This window comes from Streptomyces sp. OfavH-34-F, from assembly GCF_022347745.1.
Taxonomy (GTDB): domain Bacteria; phylum Actinomycetota; class Actinomycetes; order Streptomycetales; family Streptomycetaceae; genus Streptomyces.
Genome location: NZ_JAKRGC010000140.1, coordinates 1 through 15,884, shown reverse-complemented (window position 1 = coordinate 15,884; position 15,884 = coordinate 1). Strand labels below are relative to the sequence as shown.

Genomic DNA, 15,884 nt, shown 5'->3' with positions numbered 1-15,884 from the left:
GGCGGTCCCGGTCCCTGGGCGCCCGCCCCGCCCGTGCAGCGGCCCACCCCGGCCCATGGCACCCCGGTGCCCCCGCCGTACGGCGGCACCAACGGCGCGGGCCTGAGCGTCCCGGCCGACCCGGCGCAGGCGTTCCCGCCCCCGGGGGCCACGACCCCGGAGACCGCGCAGCCCTGGCAGAGCTACGACCCCTGGGGCGCGCACCGCCAGCCCCTCGTCACCCAGCCCGGCCCCCCGCTCACGGACGGCCCGCGCCGCAAGGGGCGCGGCGCCCTGCTGATCGGCGCGCTGCTCCTCGCCCTGGTCGCGGGCGGCGTCGGCGGCGGCATAGGCGCGTACATAGAGCGCAACGGCGGCTTCACCAGCGTCGAGCTGCCCCAGGACGCGCGCGACGGCGGCGGGCGGGCCCCGGACAGCGTGGCCGGGATCGCGGCCAGCGCCCTGCCCAGCGTCGTCACCCTGCACGTCAGCGGCGCCGACGAGTCCGGCACCGGCACCGGCTTCGTCCTCGACGAGCGGGGCCACATCCTCACCAACAACCACGTGGTGGCCCCGGCCGGTGCCTCCGGCGAGATCACCGTCACGTTCAGCGGCGGCGAGATCGCCACCGCCGAGATCGTCGGCAAGGACAGCGGCTACGACCTGGCCGTGGTCAAGGTCACCGGGGTCTCCGGGCTCAAGCCGCTGCCGCTCGGCAACTCCGACAACGTCCGGGTGGGCGACCCGGTGGTGGCCATCGGGGCACCGTTCGACCTGTCCAACACCGTCACCTCCGGCATCATCAGCGCCAAGGACCGCCCGATCACGGCGGGCGGTGAGAAGGGCGACGGCAGCGACGTCAGCTACGTCAACGCCCTCCAGACCGACGCCCCGATCAACCCCGGCAACTCCGGCGGTCCGCTGGTGGACACCGACGCCCATGTCATCGGCATCAACAGCGCCATCCGCGCCGCCGACGGCGGGTCGGCCGGTGAGGGCGGCCAGGCCGGGTCCATCGGCCTCGGCTTCGCCATCCCGATCAACCAGGGCAAGCTCGTCGCCGAGGAACTGATCAACACCGGCAAGGCCACCCACCCCGTGATCGGCGTCACGCTCGACATGAAGTACACCGGGGACGGCGCCAAGGTCGGCGCGAGCGCCCCGGGCACCTCGCCCGTCACCGCGGGCGGCCCGGCGGACAAGGCCGGCGTCCGCGCGGACGACGTCATCACCGAGGTGAACGGCGAGCGGGTGCACAGCGGTGAGGAGCTGATCGTCAAGATCCGCTCGCACCGGCCGGGCGACCGGCTGGAGCTCACCCTGACGCGCGGTGGTAAAGACCTGTCCATAACTTTGACCCTGGGGTCCGCATCCGGCACCTGACGGCCACGGCGAGCTACCGCCCGGACAGATTCGCCGGGTACCGTGTTCGGGGTCCGGACCTCATCCGAGCTGGTCGCGGAGAAGACGAGGAGCCGCAAGGTGTTCAACGACATAGGCGCACTTGAGCTGCTGGCGCTCGCGATCCTCGGCGTGCTCATCTTCGGCCCGGACAAGCTTCCCAAGGTCATCCAGGACGTCTCCGGCTTCATCCGCAAGATCCGGGAGTTCTCGGAGAGCGCCAAGCAGGACATCCGCACGGAGCTGGGCCCGGAGTTCAAGGACTTCGAGTTCGAGGACCTCAACCCGAAGACGTTCGTCCGCAAGCAGCTGATGAACGGCGACGACGACCTGGGGCTCAAGGAGATCCGCGAGAGCTTCGACCTGCGCAAGGAGCTGTCCGACGTCACCGACGCGGTGAACGGGCGCGGCACGTCCTCCGTCGAGGCGAAGACCGGCGTGTCGGGCGGAGCGTCCGTCACCGCGGCCAACGGCTCCAAGGGCGCCCCCGACCTGCTCAAGAAGGGCGACCAGGGCCCGAAGGACACCCCGCCGCCCTTCGACGCGGACGCCACCTGAGTCCCACCAATCCCAGACGGCCCGGACGGTATCGCTATTCTCCATCTGTCCGGTTGTGAGGATGCCCGCGGGGGGCGGGCCGCTCCGGACCCTTACGGATCGGAGGCGGCCGCTGATGGAGACGACGAGTCGGGTGGGCGCACAGGACGCGCCGGACACGGTCACGGCGGAGGCGGTCCCCGCGGCCGCACTCATGGTGGACGGCTATCTGAAGGCCCCCTTCCCCTGGTACGCGCTGGACGAGGCGTTCACCGGTCCGCGCAGGCTGATGCCGCTCGGCACCGCCGCCGACGGCGAGGTCCAGCACGGCTCCATCGGCCACGGCGACGAACCCCTGGCCCGCAGCGACTCCGGCAACGACCGGCAGCGGTTCGCGGTCGTGGTCACCGTCGCCAGCAGCCCCGTACGGCGCAGCGGCGACGGCACCGGGGTCCTGGAGGCGACGACGGTCTCCTCGGCGGCCTGGCTGGCCGGCTCCGGCCTGCTCTCCTGCACCTGGCCCCCGCAGCTCGACCACGCCCTGCGCGACGACTGGCTGGACCAGCAGACGGAGACGGCGTTCGAACTCGCCGACGATCTGGCCGGGCCCGCCTGGTCGGCGCTGTCCCTGCCGGTCGACGGCGTGCCGGTGCCGTTCCACTACCGCGAGTCCGAGTTCGGCTGGGTGCTGGCCGGCTCCGCGCCCGGCGGGGTGCACATCGGCGCCTACGGGCGCGGCATGAGCGCGTACGGGCTGGGCTTCTCGGTGGTCAAGGACATCGCGTCGTACGCGTGACGGCGGCGGAGACGGGGAAGGCCGGGGCCCTCGGGCCCCGGCCTTCCCGCTGTCCGCGTCCGCGTCAGAACTTGTTGCGCGGGGTGATGCCCAGGGACATGCCGGCCAGGCCGCGCTGACGGCCGCTGATCTTGCCCGCGATCGTGCGCAGCGCCTTGCCGGCGGGGGAGTCGGGGTCGGACAGGACGACGGGCTTGCCCTCGTCGCCGCCCTCGCGCAGCCGTACGTCGATCGGGATGGCGCCCAGCACCGGCACCTCGGCGCCGACCGTCCGGGTCAGCCCCTCGGCGACCTTGGCGCCGCCGCCGGTACCGAAGACGTCGACCATCTCGTCGCAGTGCGGGCAGGGCATGCCCGACATGTTCTCCACGACTCCGGCGATCTTCTGGTGGGTCTGGACCGCGATGGAACCGGCCCGCTCCGCCACCTCGGCGGCGGCCTGCTGCGGGGTCGTGACGACCAGGATCTCCGCGTTCGGGACCAGCTGGGCCACCGAGATCGCGATGTCACCGGTGCCCGGCGGAAGGTCGAGCAGCAGGACGTCCAGGTCGCCCCAGAACACGTCGGCCAGGAACTGCTGGAGCGCGCGGTGCAGCATCGGGCCGCGCCACACCACCGGGGCGTTGCCCGGCGTGAACATGCCGATGGAGATGACCTTCACGCCGTGCGAGGACGGCGGCATGATCATGTTCTCGACCTGCGTCGGCCGGCCCTCGACCCCGAGCATCCGGGGCACGCTGTGCCCGTAGATGTCCGCGTCCACGACCCCGACCTTGAGCCCGTCCGCCGCCATCGCCGCGGCCAGGTTCACCGTCACCGAGGACTTGCCGACGCCGCCCTTGCCGGAAGCGACCGCGTACACGCGGGTCAGCGAGCCGGGCTTCGCGAACGGCACCTCGCGCTCGGCCGTACCGCCGCGCAGCGAAGCGGCCAGGTCCTTGCGCTGTTCGTCGCTCATGACGTCGAGGGTGACGTCCACGCGGGAGACGCCCTCGACCCGGGCCACCGCGTCGGTGACGTTGCGGGTGATGGTCTCGCGCATCGGACAGCCGGAGACGGTCAGGTACACCGTGACAGCGACCGCACCGTCCGGATCGATGTCGACCGATTTCACCATGCCCAGCTCGGTGATCGGGCGGTGGATCTCCGGGTCGTTCACTGTCGCCAGTGCCTCAAGCACCGCGTCTTCCGTAGCCATACCGACGATGTTACGGCGCCCGGCCCCGGGCGCGGGTGGAGCCGTCAGCGGTCTTCGTCACTCTCGGCGGACAGCAGGGCCCGCCGGTCGTCCAGGTCCTTCACCAGGTCCTCCAGCTCCGAGCGGATCCAGTCGCGGGTGGCGACCTCGCCCAGGCCCATCCGCAGCGCCGCGATCTCCCTGGTCAGGTACTCGGTGTCGGCGATGGAGCGCTCGTTCTGCTTGCGGTCCTGCTCGTGCGTGACCCGGTCCCGGTCGTCCTGCCGGTTCTGCGCGAGCAGGATCAGCGGAGCCGCGTACGACGCCTGGAGCGACAGCATCAGGGTCAGGAAGATGAACGGATACTGGTCGAACCGCAGATGGTCCGGCGCGAACACGTTCCACGCCACCCAGAGAATGATGATCAGCGTCATCCAGACGATGAACCGGCCCGTACCCAGGAAGCGCGCGATGCGCTCCGAGAACCGGCCGAACGCCTCCGGGTCGTACTCCGGCAGCAGCCTGCGGCGCGGCGCCTTCGGCTGGTCGAGCCGGTTGCGCGGCCCACGGCTCAGCGCCGTCGCGCCGTTCGACGCCCTGGCGCGGTCCTCACCGGCCACGGAGCACCCCCTCGCCGCCGTGGAAGTCCGTCTCCCGCCAGTCCTCCGGCAGCAGGTGGTCCAGCACGTCGTCCACGGTCACCGCGCCCAGCAGCGAACCGCTCTCGTCCACCACCGGCACCGACACCAGGTTGTACGCCGCCAGATAGCTGGTCACCACCGGCAGCGGGGTGTCCGGCTGGAGCGGCACCAGATCGCTGTCGAGCAGCGAGCTGACCAGGGTGAACGGCGGATCGCGCAGCAGCCGCTGGAAGTGCACCGTGCCGAGGTACTTGCCCGTCGGCGTCTCGTCCGGCGACCGGCACACGTACACCTGCGCGGCGAGCGCCGGGGACAGGTCCGCCTGGCGGACCCGGGCCAGCGCGTCCGCGACCGTGGCGTCCGGGCGCAGGATGACCGGTTCCGTCGTCATCAGCCCGCCCGCCGTGCGCTCCTCGTACGACAGCAGGCGCCGCACGTCCGCCGCGTCCCCCGGCCGCATCAGCGTCAGCAGCCGCTCCTTGTCCTCCTCCGGCAGTCCGGAGAGGAGGTCGGCCGCGTCGTCCGGGTCCATCGCCTCCAGGACGTCCGCCGCGCGCTCCTCCTTGAGCTTGCCGATGATCTCCACCTGGTCGTCCTCGGGCAGCTCCTCCAGGACGTCGGCGAGCCGGTCGTCGTCCAGCGCGGCGGCGACCTCCGCCCGGCGCTTGGGCGTCAGGTGGTGCAGGGCGTTGGCCACGTCGGCGGGGCGCAGCCGTTCGAAGGTGGCCACCAGGGACTCGGCGCCCTGCCCGTGCTCCTCCAGCGAGAAACCTTTCACCGCCGACCACTCGACGGTCAGCGTCTCGCCCTTGCGGCGCAGCGCCCCGCCCCGGCCCTTGCGGACGAAGTACTTGTCGATCTCCCAGTCCCGGCGGGCCGGCAGCTGCTGGATCGCCACGTCCAGGATGGTGACCTCCTCGTCCGTCTCCACCAGACGCACCCGCCGGTCCAGGAACTCGCCGAGCACCAGGCGTTCGGTGGGCCGCTGCTCGAAGCGCCGCATGTTGACCACGCCGGTGGTGATCACCTGCCCCGACTCCACCCCGGTCACCCGCGTCATCGGCAGGAAGATCCGCCGCCGGCTCACCACCTCGACGACCATGCCGAGCAGCCGGGGCGGCCGGCCGCCGACCCGGAGCATCGCGACGAGGTCGCGCACGCGCCCCACCTGGTCGCCGTTGGGGTCGAAGACCGGCACACCGGAGAGATGCGAGACGAAGACCCTGGGTGTGACCGGTGTCATCCCGCGCCTCCTCGATCGTTTTCGGACGCCGGTGCCGCCCGCTTCCGACAGTTATCGCTCCGTTATGACGTGATCAGGCTAGCCGGTGCGGTCCCGGACCGCCCCGGCGGACCGTCCGTACGGCTCTGCGTCCAATGGCGTAGGCCGCACGGGTACGCTGCCGTCTGCCACCCCCCACCACGGAGACGAGAGGCAGTGCGCCCGTGACCTCTTCCGCCCCGGCCGTCCGCACCCGCCGCCGGACCGCAACCCTCGCCGTCGTGCTCTGCGCGGGGCTGACCGCGGCGCTGGCCGCGTGCGGGGGCGAGGACCCGGACAAGGGGACCAACGGTGTCGGGAAGCTGACCGCGCCGGAGATCGAGAAGAAGGCGCAGACCGCGGTGGACTCCGCCGACGCGGTGCGCCTGGCCGGCACGCTGGTGAGCAAGGGCGGCACGTACAAGATCGACATGCGGCTCAAGGACCGGGGCGGCGCGGGCTCCGTCACCTCGAAGAACAGCTCCTTCACCCTGCTGCGCGTCGGCGACGAGCTGTACCTCAAGGCCGACGCCGGGTTCTGGAGCCACGCCGACGAGGGCAGGACGGACACCGGCGAGGACGGCGCCGCGGCGGCGGACAAGCTGGAGGACAAGTACGTCAAGGTCCCCCAGGACGACCCCACGTACAAGCAGCTCAGCGGGTTCACCGACAAGAAGGTGCTGCTCGACGGCATGCTCACGCTGCACGGCGAGCTGTCCAAGGGCGACCGGGACGAGATCCGCGGGAAGCGCACGATCCGGATCATGGGCGGCGAGGGCGCGGGCGGCGCGCTCGACGTGTCGCTGGACGGCAAGCCGTACCCGCTGCGCTTCGCCCGGGGCGGCGGCGGGGGCGTGATCACGCTCGCCGACTGGGGCAAGGACTTCGCGCTGGAGGCCCCGCCCGAGGACGAGACCGTGGACTACGGCCGCCAGCTCCCGAGGACCTCGCCCACGGCCTGAACGGCCGCTACGGGCGCAGGGAGCGCTTGAGCAGGCGCGGCAGGTTCGCCGGGACGGGCAGCCGGGTCGTCGCCGTCGTCGGCAGCGGCGCGGCCGCCCCGGAGGTCTGCGGCAGCTCGGTGCGCGCGTCCAGCGGCGTGAGCCGTACGACGCGGCACTCGCGGGCCCACCGCTCCGGCATCCGTTCCGCGTCGGGGGCGTTCAGCCGCTTGCCCTTCAGCTCGGCGACGGCGGCCTCCCACGCCTCGGAGTGCGGCGCGAGTTCGGTGACGGCGGCGGACCAGGCGACGAGCCGGCCGCCCTTGTCCTTGCTGCGGACGGTCACTTCGGCGGTGGCGCCCTCGGTGAGCCCGGCCGGGAAGGGCTGCTCGCCGGGGCCGTCGCCGACGAGGTGGGCGGCGCCGTCGTGCCAGACGTGCCACAGCGGCCGCGCGGGGCCGGTACCGCGCACCCAGACGAGGCCCGACTTCTTGGCGGCCTCCTCGACGAGGGCCGTCCCGAGCAGCGTGTCAGCAGTCATGGGCAGAGCTTAGACCGGCCACCGCCGTGCGGGCGGTGGCCGGTGGGGCGGTGCGGCTCAGAGCCAGCCGTTGCGCTTGAGCATGCGGTGGATGGAGAAGCAGACCGCGCCGATGAAGCCCAGCACCATCGGGTAGCCGTACGTCCACTTGAGTTCGGGCATGTGCTCGAAGTTCATGCCGTAGACGCCGCAGATCATCGTCGGCACGGCGATGATCGCCGCCCAGGAGGTGATCTTGCGCATGTCCTCGTTCTGCGCGACGGTCGCCTGCGCCAGGTTGGCCTGGAGGATGGAGTTGAGGAGCTCGTCGAAGCCGATGACCTCCTCCTGCACCCGTACGAGGTGGTCGGCGACGTCCCGGAAGTACTTCTGGATGTCGGGGTCGATCAGCCGCATCGGCCGTTCGCTCAGCAGCTGCATCGGGCGCAGCAGCGGGGAGACGGCCCGCTTGAACTCCAGCACCTCGCGCTTGAGCTGGTAGATCCGCCCGGCGTCCGAGCCGCGCGCGCTTCCCTTGTCCGGCGTGGAGAAAACCTCGATCTCCACCTCGTCGATGTCGTCCTGCACCGCGTCGGCCACCGCGATGTAGCCGTCCACGACGTGGTCGGCGATGGAGTGCAGCACGGCGGAGGGGCCCTTGACGAGCAGCTCGGGGTCCTCCTCCAGCCGGTGGCGCAGGGCGCGCAGCGAACCGTGGCCGCCGTGCCGGACGGTGATGATGAAGTCCCGGCCGGTGAAGCACATGACCTCGCCGGTCTCGACGACCTCGCTGGTCGCGGTCAGCTCGGCGTGCTCCACGTAGTGGATGGTCTTGAAGACGGTGAACAGCGTCTCGTCGTACCGCTCCAGCTTGGGCCGCTGGTGGGCGTGGACGGCGTCCTCCACGGCCAGCGGGTGCAGCCCGAACTCCCGGGCGATGCCCGCGAATTCCGCCTCGGTCGGCTCGTGCAGGCCGATCCAGACGAAGCCGCCGTCCTCGCGGACCCGGAGCATCGCCTCGCGCGGCGAGGGGCAGGTGCCTTCCGTCTCGGCGAGGCGGCGGCCGTCGCGGTAGACCGCGCAGTCGACGACCGCGCTGGAGGCGGACGGGTCGCGGGTGGTGTCGTAACCGCTGTGCGCGGCGGCGTTCTTGCGGAGGGAGGGGCGCACGACGGCGCGCAGGTCACGGATCATCGACATGGCTGGCTCCTTCACGGAGGGCCGTCGGCGAGGGCGTGGCACAGCCCGGAATGGGGACGTGGGCTCACATCCGCAAAGCGGGCGGCACCGCGGCGGCACGGTGACGGCGTTCGCTACAGACAGGCAAAGAGGGGCGCTCTTCCGTCACGCGAAACATGCCGTGGCGGCCTCGACCGGGTCATCGGGTCACGCGGAGAGGCGCCGGTCGGAAGAGCGGTTGGTACTGCACGATCGACTTCCATCCACCGCAGCCCCACCTCCTCCGGTCGGTCCCCCGTGGGGGACGACGTTGCGCGGGCTGAGAGCGACGCTTCTGCGTGCTGCCCCGCGACCGACACCCCAGGCTAGCAGCCGGTACAGGCCCAATCCCTTACTTTGCCCGTTCCATACGCGTCCTATGCTCGCCGCATGGCAGAAATTCTCGCTCTGGTCGAGGCCCGGCTGCGGACGGCCCTGGGTGAACCGAACGCACGGGCCGCGGTGACCTTCCTCGGGACGGACCGGATCGAGGTGCTCCGTTTCATCGACGGGGACCTCGTCCGGTACGCCACGCTCGGCATGTCCGCCCAGCCCATGGCCGACCCGACCGCCGTCCTGGCCGATCCGGTGAAGGGCCCGCGCGCCGAACTGGTGCTCTCGGTGCGGGGCGGGCTCGCCGACACCGACCAGGTGCTGCGCAAGCTCGCGGTGCTCGCGGCCTCGCCGCAGGTGGAGGGGCTGGTCGTGGCGCCGGGCGCCTCGCTGGACGTGGGCGAGCCCCTGTGGCCGGGGGCGCCGTTCACCTCGGTGCTGGTCGCGGAGAGCGGCGGGCTCGTCGAGGACCTGGAGCTGGACGCGCCGCTGGACCCGGTCCGCTTCCTGCCGCTGCTGCCGATGACGCCCAACGAGGCCGCCTGGAAGCGGGTCCGGGGCGCGCAGGAACTCCAGGAGAAGTGGCTGTCGCAGGGGACCGACCTGCGCGACCCCCTGCGACGTTCCGCGGCCCTGGACTGAGGGGCCGGCCGGCCCCTAGCCGGCGAAGACGCCGACGCCGTCCTCCGTGGCGTGCTTCGGTTCGAGCTCCCGGGCCTCGTGGGTGAGCGCAGAGCGCCGTATCCACACCACGACCGCGCCCAGCACCGCGGCGACGGCGGCGACCACGAAGGGGGCGTGGACGTCGCTCCACTCCTCGATCTTCGGGGCCAGATAGGGCGCGGCGGCCGCGGCGAACCAGCGGACGAAGTTGTAGCCGGCGCTGGCCACCGGCCTCGGCGCGTCCGAGACGCCCAGCGCCAGCTCCGTGTAGACCGTGTTGTTCATGCCGATGAGCGCGCCGGACACGACGGTGCACACGATCGCCGCGGTGTGGCCGCCGTAGCCGAGGACCAGCAGGTCGGCGGCGAGCAGTACGAGCGAGGTGCCGAGCACCCGGAGCGAGCCGAACCGCTTCTGCAGCCGGGGTGCGACGAGCACCGAGAAGACCGCGAGCAGCAGCCCCCAGGCGAAGAAGACGGCGCCGGACCGGTACGGCGTCATGTCCAGCACGAACGGGGTGAACGCCAGGATCGTGAAGAACGCGTAGTTGTAGAAGAACGCGGAGGCCGCGACGGAGGCGAGCCCGCCGTGGCCGAGCGCCCTGAGCGGGTCGAGCAGCGAGGTCCTGCGGGCCGGCCGGGGCTGCTCCTTGAGGAACGCGGTGATGCAGAGGAAGCCGACCGCCATGAGCGCGGCCGTGCCGAAGAAGGGGTAGCGCCAGCTGGCGTCCCCGAGCAGGGCGCCGAGCAGCGGTCCGCACGCCATGCCCAGGCCGAGCGCCGACTCGTAGAGCAGGATCGCCGCCGAGCTGCCGCCGGCCGCCGCACCGACGATCACCGCGAGCGCCGTCGACACGAACAGCGCGTTGCCCAGGCCCCAGCCCGCCCGGAAGCCGACCAGTTCGGCGACGGACGAGGAGGTGCCGGAGAGCCCGGCGAAGACCACCACGAGCGCCAGTCCGGCCAGCAGCGTCCGGCGGCCGCCGATGCGGCTGGAGACGAAGCCGGTCACCAGCATGGCGACGGCGGTGATCAGGAAGTACGAGGTGAACAGGAGGGACACCTGGCTGGGCGTCGCCTCCAGGCCCTTGGCGATGGACGGCAGGATCGGGTCCACCAGGCCGATGCCCATGAACGCGACGACCGAGGCGCCCGCCGTGGCCCAGACGGCCTTCGGCTGGCGCAGGATGCCGGCCGGTTCCCGGCCGAATGGATCGTCTCCCGGCAGTGCCTCTGACGGCATGGGCCTCTCCCTCTTCACGTAACGGCTCCACAGGATCGATGTGTTATGCACAGAATAAGTTAGAGAACCTAATGAATGCAAGCTACATCTAAATGGGCGGGTGGGGTCCGTGAGCCCCGTGGGGCAAGGGCCGGCGGGGTCCGGCCGGGCGCCGCGCGCGGGTGATCGTCCTTGACGCGGCGACGGCCGGGGAGGACCTTGGACGGTATGAGGGGCGAACCAAGCTGCCCGAAGTGCGCCGGCCGGGTCAGGGTGCCCGGACTCTTCGCCGACTCCTGGCAGTGCGATGTCCACGGCGGCGTGCATCCGCTCCAGCCGGTCGTCCCGCCGAGCGTCGAGGCGCTCGGCGTGGTGGTCGACCGGGCCCAGGTGCCCGTGTGGATGCCCTGGCCGTTGCCGGTGGGCTGGCTGTTCACGGGCGTGGCCTGCGCCGGGGACGACCGCACCGGCGGCCGGGCCACCGCCGTCGCCTGCTCCGGGCCCGGACCGCTCGGCGGCCTGGGCGAACTGCTGCTCGTCGCCGAGGAACCGGGCGTCGGGCTCGGCGCGCGGTACGCCGGCATCGACGGACCCGACCCGGGGCCCTCGCTGCGGATGGACGGGCCGCCCGACTCCAAGGTGCACGCGGCCGGCCGGCCCACCCCGCTCTGGCACGTCGAGGGCGTCCCCGCCGACCGGGCCGTCTTCGCGGGCGAGGCGTGCGGCCTGTGGCTGTGGGCCATCGTCTGGCCGGAGCGGTCCGCGCTGCTGATGTACGACGAACTGGTGCTGACGGACCTGCGCGACGCCGGGGGAGAGGTGGACCTGGTCCCCTGCGGCGCCCTGACCCCCCGCCTGCTCACCCGCTCCTGACGGCGGCCGGAACCAGCTCACGCGCCGGTTATCCTTGGGTGTCCCCCCGTCCGCCGTGAGCACTGGAGTCCGTGTCGTGCGCATCGATCTGCACACCCACTCCACCGCCTCGGACGGCACGGACACCCCCGCCGAGCTGGTGCTGCGCGCCGCCGCCGCGGGCCTCGACGTCGTCGCCCTCACCGACCACGACACCGTGCGCGGGCACGCCGAGGCCGTCGCCGCCCTGCCCGACGGGCTCACCCTCGTCACGGGCGCCGAGCTGTCCTGCCGCATCGACGGCGTGGGCCTGCACATGCTGGCGTACCTCTTCGACCCGGACGAGCCCGAGTTCGCCCGCGAGCGCGAACTGGTGCGCGACGACCGGGTACCGCGCGCCCGCGCCATGGTCCGCAAGCTCCAGGAGCTGGGCGTGCCCGTCACCTGGGAGCAGGTCGCCCGCATCGCCGGCGACGGCTCGGTCGGCCGACCGCACATCGCCTCCGCCCTGGTCGAAGCGGGCATCGTCCCCACCGTCTCCGACGCCTTCACGCCCGACTGGCTCGGCGACGGCGGCCGCGCCTACGCGGAGAAGCACGAGCTGGACCCCTTCGACGCGGTCAGGCTCGTCAAGGCCGCCGGCGGCGTCACCGTCCTCGCCCACCCGGCCGCCGTCAAGCGCGGCCGTACGGTCGCCGAGGCGCGGATCGCCGAACTGGCCGCCGCCGGGCTCGACGGCATCGAGGTGGACCACATGGACCACGACGAGCCGACCCGCGCCCGGCTGCGCGCGCTCGCCGGTGAACTGGGCCTGCTGACGACCGGCTCCAGCGACTACCACGGCAGCCGCAAGACCGTCGCCCTCGGCGCGTACACCACCGACCCCGAGATCTACGGCGAGATCACCCGGCGCGCCACGGGAGCCTTCCCGGTGCCGGGCGCCGGCGGACCCGCCGCGTAACGCCGTGCGGGCCGCGCCCGCACCCCGCTCATCACCCCAGCGCACCCCCCGCCGCCCGGCATGCCCGGGCGGCGCTGCGGCGCGCCCCTTCCCCGCGGCCATCCCCCGCATCCCGCTCACTCCCCGCAAGGCTCACCCGTGTTCGACATCGCTGTCTTCGGATCACTCTTTCTCACGCTTTTTGTGATTATGGACCCGCCCGGCATCACGCCGATCTTCCTCGCCCTCACCGCGGGAAGGCCCGCCAAGGTGCAGCGCAAGATGGCCTTCCAGGCCGTCGCCGTCGCCTTCGGCGTGATCGCCGTCTTCGGCGTGCTCGGCCAGCAGATCCTGGACTATCTGCACGTCTCGGTGCCCGCGCTGATGATCGCCGGCGGTCTGCTCCTGCTGCTGATCGCGCTCGACCTGCTCACCGGCAAGACCGACGAGCCGACCCAGACCAAGGACGTCAACGTCGCCCTCGTCCCGCTGGGCATGCCGCTGCTGGCCGGACCCGGCGCGATCGTCTCGGTGATCCTCGCCGTGCAGCACGCGGACAGCGCGGCGAGCCAGGTCTCCGTCTGGACGGCCATCGTCGCCATGCACGTCGTGCTCTGGCTGACCATGCGCTACTCGCTGCTGATCATCCGCGTCATCAAGGACGGCGGCGTCGTGCTCGTCACCCGGCTCGCCGGCATGATGCTCTCCGCCATCGCCGTGCAGCAGATCATCAACGGCGTCACCCAGGTCATCCAGAGCGCCTGAGGCCGCCGCGTACACCAACGCCCCCGTACGGACGTTCCGTACGGGGGCGCTTCGTCTTCGTTGCGACGAACCTTCACAGCGGCAAGGCGTTATGAGGCCGGGCTTTCGGCCGGCCGGATGTAGATGCGCTGGCCCGTGGCGGCGGCCTGCATCACGATCCGGTTGACGGAGGCGGCGTCCACGACGGTGCTGTCCACGGCGGTACCGTCGACATCGTCGAGGCGCATGATCTCGAAGCGCATAGGGCTTCCCTTCGTCTGATCCTCCTGCTGGAGAACTACTGGGAGGACGGTGTCCCGTCCGCAAGGATGAGGAGCGCCAGGCATGACAGTCGAGCGCCCCACACAGGTGCCAACGAGTTGCCCCCTGCAAACATTCCCTACGCTAAGGAAATTTTTTGGATGTCTAACTACCGACTGGTAATCAGGCACACCACCCGGGCCGTCCGCCCGACGGGCCGCCCATGAACGACCCGGAGATCGGCGAGCGCCTGGACCGCACCAACGCCCTGCTCGAACGCGTACTCGCCGAGGTCTCGAAGACCCCCTCCACCCACGCGATCTTCGTGGACGCGGGCTATGTGTACGCCGCCGCCGGGCTGCTCGTCGCCGGCACCGAGGACCGGCGCTCCTTCGATCTCGACGCCGAAGGGCTGATCGAGGCGTTCATCGACAAGGCCCGCACCATCTTCGCCGACAGCCGGCTGCTGCGCGTCTACTGGTACGACGGCGCCAGACGCCGCATCCACACCGCCGAACAGCAGACCATCGCCGAACTCCCCGACGTCAAGGTCAGACTCGGCAACCTCAACTCCAACAACCAGCAGAAGGGCGTGGACTCCCTCATCCGCACCGACCTGGAGTCGCTGGCCCGCCACCGCGCCATCAGCGACGCCGCGCTCGTCGGCGGCGACGAGGACCTGGTGTCCGCCGTGGAGGCCGCCCAGGGCTACGGCGCCCGCGTCCACCTGTGGGGCATCGAGGCGGGCGAGGGGCGCAACCAGGCGGAGCCGCTGCTCTGGGAGGTGGACAGCCGGCGCACCTTCGACCTGGACTTCTGCGAGCCGTACGTCACCAGACGGTCCGTCACCACCTACGACGAGGACGCCCCCGCGCCCTCCCGCGAGGAGGTCAGGTTCGTCGGCGCGCAGATCGCGGCCGCCTGGCTGGCCGCACGCGGCCGCGAGTCCCTGGCGGAGCTGCTGCCCGGCCAGCCGTTCCTGCCGGGCCCCGTCGACCAGGACCTGCTGCACGAGGCCGAGCGGCTCCTCCAGCGCTCCCTGCGCGGCCACCCGCCCCTGCGCAGGGCCCTGCGCGACGGCTTCTGGCAGCACCTCCAGGCGCAGTACTGAGGCTCCGCGCGCGCACCGGGCCCGGACGAGCCTAGAGGCCCGCCCAGAACGCGACGAGCGCCGCGGCGGTCTCCACCGGGCGGCCCGTGTTGGGGGAGTGCTCGGCGCCCTCGATCCGGGTCCGGCGCGCCCCCAGCCGTACGGCCATCTCGTCCAGCACCGGCACCGGCCACACGTCGTCCGCCTCGCCCGACAGGACGTGCACCGGCAGCCCGGTGGTGGCCAACTCGGCCACCCGGTCCGGCTCGGTGGCCAGCTGGCGGCCGGTCTCGATGAGCTGGACCGGGTGGTGGCGCAGCCAGCGCCGCCGCAGGTCCTCGCCGCCGGTGTCCGCCTCGGCAGGCGGGTCGAAGGCGCGCATCGCCGACCAGACGTCGTCCATCGTCATCGTCGCCAGCGCGTCACCCAGGATCTTCAGCTTGACCTGCTGCGCCTCCACCACCTCGGCCGGCCCCGAGGACATCAGGGTCAGCGAGCAAAACGGCGAGGCGTCGAGCAGGACGGCGGCCCGGCCGATCTGGCCGCCCAGCGAATGCCCCACCAGATGCACCGGCTCCCCGCCGAGCGCGCCCGCCTGGGCGAGCACGTCCCGCGCCAGCTCCTCCTGCGCGTACGTCCCCGGGTCGTCCGTCCCGGGGCTCTCGAACTGCCCGCGCCCGTCCACGGCGACCGCGCGGTAACCGGCCTGCGCGAGCGGTTCCAGCAGGGCGATGAAGTCCTCCTTGCTGCCGGTGTAGCCGGGCACCAGCAGCGCGGTACCGAGCGGCCGGCCGGAGGGCAGCGCGTCCAGCACGGCGAACGCCCCGCGCGGGGTGTCCAGCGCACGGGAACGGGCACAGGGGGGCGGGGTGAAGGTGGGTGGCCTGCTCATGGAACGAGGTTAAGTCGTCGCGTACGGGGCGGCCCCCGGGGATGGCCGCAGGGGTGGACGGAACGGCGCCCGAAACGACGGGCGGCCCCGGGGAGGATTCCCCGGGGCCGCCCGTCGGACGCTCTGCGGTCCGCTCAGCTCTCGGCCTTCGCCGCAGCGCGCGGCGCGCGGCGGCGCCTCGGCTTGGCCTCGCCCTCGCCGGTCGCGGTCTCCGCCGCGGCCTCCGACTTCGGCTTGGCGGCCGTGCGCGTACGCCGGCGCACCGGCTCGGGCTCGGAGATCGGCGCGATCTGGAAGTCGACCTCGTCCTCGACGGGCTTGATCACCCGCGCGCGGCGGCGCGGCCGGGCGACGGGCGCCTCCGGCTCGGCCACGGGCGCGGTCCGCACCGCGGCCTCCTCGGCGACCGGCTTGGCG

17 protein-coding genes and 1 pseudogene are annotated in these 15,884 nt (G+C 72.3%); 9 read left to right on the top strand and 9 right to left on the bottom strand.

What is annotated here, in order from left to right:
- The 3 genes from MHW47_RS20375 to MHW47_RS20365 all read left to right on the top strand — a co-directional run.
- A partial coding sequence (locus MHW47_RS20375) for a S1C family serine protease (protein ID WP_239225206.1) occupies window positions 1-1,362 on the top strand: 1,362 nt, incomplete at its 5' end.
- 99 nt (window positions 1,363-1,461) lie between these two features.
- The gene (locus MHW47_RS20370) at window positions 1,462-1,938 is read left to right on the top strand and encodes a sec-independent translocase (RefSeq protein ID WP_239225205.1); all 477 of its coding nucleotides are present in this window, start codon (window positions 1,462-1,464) and stop codon (window positions 1,936-1,938) included.
- Between the two features lie 115 nt (window positions 1,939-2,053).
- Window positions 2,054-2,713 (top strand): hypothetical protein, encoded by a 660-nt coding sequence (locus MHW47_RS20365; protein ID WP_239225203.1) that lies wholly within the window; start codon window positions 2,054-2,056, stop codon window positions 2,711-2,713.
- A gap of 64 nt (window positions 2,714-2,777) precedes the next feature.
- Here MHW47_RS20365 and MHW47_RS20360 read toward each other — a convergent pair whose 3' ends face one another.
- Genes MHW47_RS20360 through MHW47_RS20350 form a run of 3 tightly spaced genes read right to left on the bottom strand, consistent with a single transcriptional unit; the run spans window position 2,778 to window position 5,774 of the window.
- Window positions 2,778-3,911, bottom strand: a complete 1,134-nt coding sequence (locus MHW47_RS20360; protein ID WP_239225202.1) for an Mrp/NBP35 family ATP-binding protein — start codon at window positions 3,909-3,911, stop codon at window positions 2,778-2,780.
- Between the two features lie 44 nt (window positions 3,912-3,955).
- On the bottom strand, window positions 3,956-4,510 hold the full coding sequence (locus tag MHW47_RS20355; protein WP_239225201.1) for a DUF1003 domain-containing protein: 555 nt from the start codon (window positions 4,508-4,510) through the stop codon (window positions 3,956-3,958).
- Window positions 4,500-5,774: a magnesium transporter MgtE N-terminal domain-containing protein gene (locus tag MHW47_RS20350; protein ID WP_239225199.1), complete on the bottom strand. Its 1,275-nt coding sequence runs from the start codon at window positions 5,772-5,774 to the stop codon at window positions 4,500-4,502. The genes MHW47_RS20355 and MHW47_RS20350 overlap by 11 nt, the downstream gene beginning before the upstream one ends.
- Window positions 5,775-5,977: 203 nt before the next feature.
- On the opposite strand from MHW47_RS20350, the gene MHW47_RS20345 reads away from it, so the two are divergent.
- Window positions 5,978-6,754, top strand: a complete 777-nt coding sequence (locus MHW47_RS20345; protein ID WP_239225198.1) for a hypothetical protein — start codon at window positions 5,978-5,980, stop codon at window positions 6,752-6,754.
- Window positions 6,755-6,761: 7 nt separating this feature from the next.
- On the opposite strand, the gene MHW47_RS20340 is transcribed toward MHW47_RS20345, so the two are convergent.
- Both MHW47_RS20340 and MHW47_RS20335 read right to left on the bottom strand, forming a co-directional pair.
- Window positions 6,762-7,274, bottom strand: coding sequence for a hypothetical protein (locus MHW47_RS20340; RefSeq protein WP_239225196.1), 513 nt, complete (start codon window positions 7,272-7,274; stop codon window positions 6,762-6,764).
- Window positions 7,275-7,331: 57 nt separating this feature from the next.
- Window positions 7,332-8,453: a magnesium and cobalt transport protein CorA gene (locus MHW47_RS20335; RefSeq protein WP_239225195.1), complete on the bottom strand. Its 1,122-nt coding sequence runs from the start codon at window positions 8,451-8,453 to the stop codon at window positions 7,332-7,334.
- A gap of 408 nt (window positions 8,454-8,861) precedes the next feature.
- Here MHW47_RS20335 and MHW47_RS20330 point away from each other — a divergent pair, with 408 nt between their 5' ends.
- On the top strand, window positions 8,862-9,446 hold the full coding sequence (locus MHW47_RS20330) for a suppressor of fused domain protein (protein ID WP_239225194.1): 585 nt from the start codon (window positions 8,862-8,864) through the stop codon (window positions 9,444-9,446).
- Window positions 9,447-9,461: 15 nt separating this feature from the next.
- Here the strand turns inward: MHW47_RS20330 and MHW47_RS20325 are convergent, their stop codons facing one another.
- The gene (locus tag MHW47_RS20325; RefSeq protein ID WP_239225193.1) at window positions 9,462-10,709 is read right to left on the bottom strand and encodes an MFS transporter; all 1,248 of its coding nucleotides are present in this window, start codon (window positions 10,707-10,709) and stop codon (window positions 9,462-9,464) included.
- A 207-nt stretch (window positions 10,710-10,916) separates the two neighbouring features.
- On the opposite strand from MHW47_RS20325, the gene MHW47_RS20320 reads away from it, so the two are divergent.
- The 3 genes from MHW47_RS20320 (at window position 10,917) to MHW47_RS20310 (ending at window position 13,245) form a co-directional block, all read left to right on the top strand.
- On the top strand, window positions 10,917-11,561 hold the full coding sequence (locus MHW47_RS20320; RefSeq protein ID WP_239225192.1) for a DUF6758 family protein: 645 nt from the start codon (window positions 10,917-10,919) through the stop codon (window positions 11,559-11,561).
- A gap of 76 nt (window positions 11,562-11,637) precedes the next feature.
- Window positions 11,638-12,501 (top strand): PHP domain-containing protein, encoded by an 864-nt coding sequence (locus MHW47_RS20315; protein WP_239225191.1) that lies wholly within the window; start codon window positions 11,638-11,640, stop codon window positions 12,499-12,501.
- 138 nt (window positions 12,502-12,639) lie between these two features.
- The gene (locus MHW47_RS20310) at window positions 12,640-13,245 is read left to right on the top strand and encodes a MarC family protein (protein ID WP_239225190.1); all 606 of its coding nucleotides are present in this window, start codon (window positions 12,640-12,642) and stop codon (window positions 13,243-13,245) included.
- A gap of 89 nt (window positions 13,246-13,334) precedes the next feature.
- On the opposite strand, the gene MHW47_RS20305 is transcribed toward MHW47_RS20310, so the two are convergent.
- Entirely contained in the window at window positions 13,335-13,487 is a 153-nt protein-coding gene (locus MHW47_RS20305) for a hypothetical protein (RefSeq protein ID WP_239225189.1), read from the bottom strand.
- A 221-nt stretch (window positions 13,488-13,708) separates the two neighbouring features.
- Here MHW47_RS20305 and MHW47_RS20300 point away from each other — a divergent pair, with 221 nt between their 5' ends.
- Window positions 13,709-14,596: an NYN domain-containing protein gene (locus MHW47_RS20300; RefSeq protein WP_239225188.1), complete on the top strand. Its 888-nt coding sequence runs from the start codon at window positions 13,709-13,711 to the stop codon at window positions 14,594-14,596.
- Window positions 14,597-14,627: 31 nt separating this feature from the next.
- Here MHW47_RS20300 and MHW47_RS20295 read toward each other — a convergent pair whose 3' ends face one another.
- Window positions 14,628-15,467 carry an alpha/beta fold hydrolase gene (locus MHW47_RS20295; RefSeq protein WP_239225186.1) on the bottom strand — a complete coding sequence of 280 codons (840 nt, stop codon included), beginning with the start codon at window positions 15,465-15,467 and terminating at the stop codon, window positions 14,628-14,630.
- 134 nt (window positions 15,468-15,601) lie between these two features.
- Window positions 15,602-15,884: pseudogene (locus tag MHW47_RS20290) on the bottom strand (ATP-dependent helicase); the annotation flags it as partial.

Excerpts from the sequence above, each read along its gene's own strand:
- MHW47_RS20305 (WP_239225189.1), bottom strand. The coding sequence starts at position 13,487 with ATGCGCTTCGAGATCATGCGCCTCGACGATGTCGACGGTACCGCCGTG.
- MHW47_RS20360 (WP_239225202.1), bottom strand. The coding sequence starts at position 3,911 with ATGGCTACGGAAGACGCGGTGCTTGAGGCACTGGCGACAGTGAACGAC.
- MHW47_RS20300 (WP_239225188.1), top strand. The coding sequence starts at position 13,709 with ATGAACGACCCGGAGATCGGCGAGCGCCTGGACCGCACCAACGCCCTG.
- MHW47_RS20335 (WP_239225195.1), bottom strand. The coding sequence starts at position 8,453 with ATGTCGATGATCCGTGACCTGCGCGCCGTCGTGCGCCCCTCCCTCCGC.
- MHW47_RS20350 (WP_239225199.1), bottom strand. The coding sequence starts at position 5,774 with ATGACACCGGTCACACCCAGGGTCTTCGTCTCGCATCTCTCCGGTGTG.
- MHW47_RS20320 (WP_239225192.1), top strand. The coding sequence starts at position 10,917 with ATGAGGGGCGAACCAAGCTGCCCGAAGTGCGCCGGCCGGGTCAGGGTG.
- MHW47_RS20295 (WP_239225186.1), bottom strand. The coding sequence starts at position 15,467 with ATGAGCAGGCCACCCACCTTCACCCCGCCCCCCTGTGCCCGTTCCCGT.
- MHW47_RS20325 (WP_239225193.1), bottom strand. The coding sequence starts at position 10,709 with ATGCCGTCAGAGGCACTGCCGGGAGACGATCCATTCGGCCGGGAACCG.
- MHW47_RS20365 (WP_239225203.1), top strand. The coding sequence starts at position 2,054 with ATGGAGACGACGAGTCGGGTGGGCGCACAGGACGCGCCGGACACGGTC.
- MHW47_RS20330 (WP_239225194.1), top strand. The coding sequence starts at position 8,862 with ATGGCAGAAATTCTCGCTCTGGTCGAGGCCCGGCTGCGGACGGCCCTG.
- MHW47_RS20340 (WP_239225196.1), bottom strand. The coding sequence starts at position 7,274 with ATGACTGCTGACACGCTGCTCGGGACGGCCCTCGTCGAGGAGGCCGCC.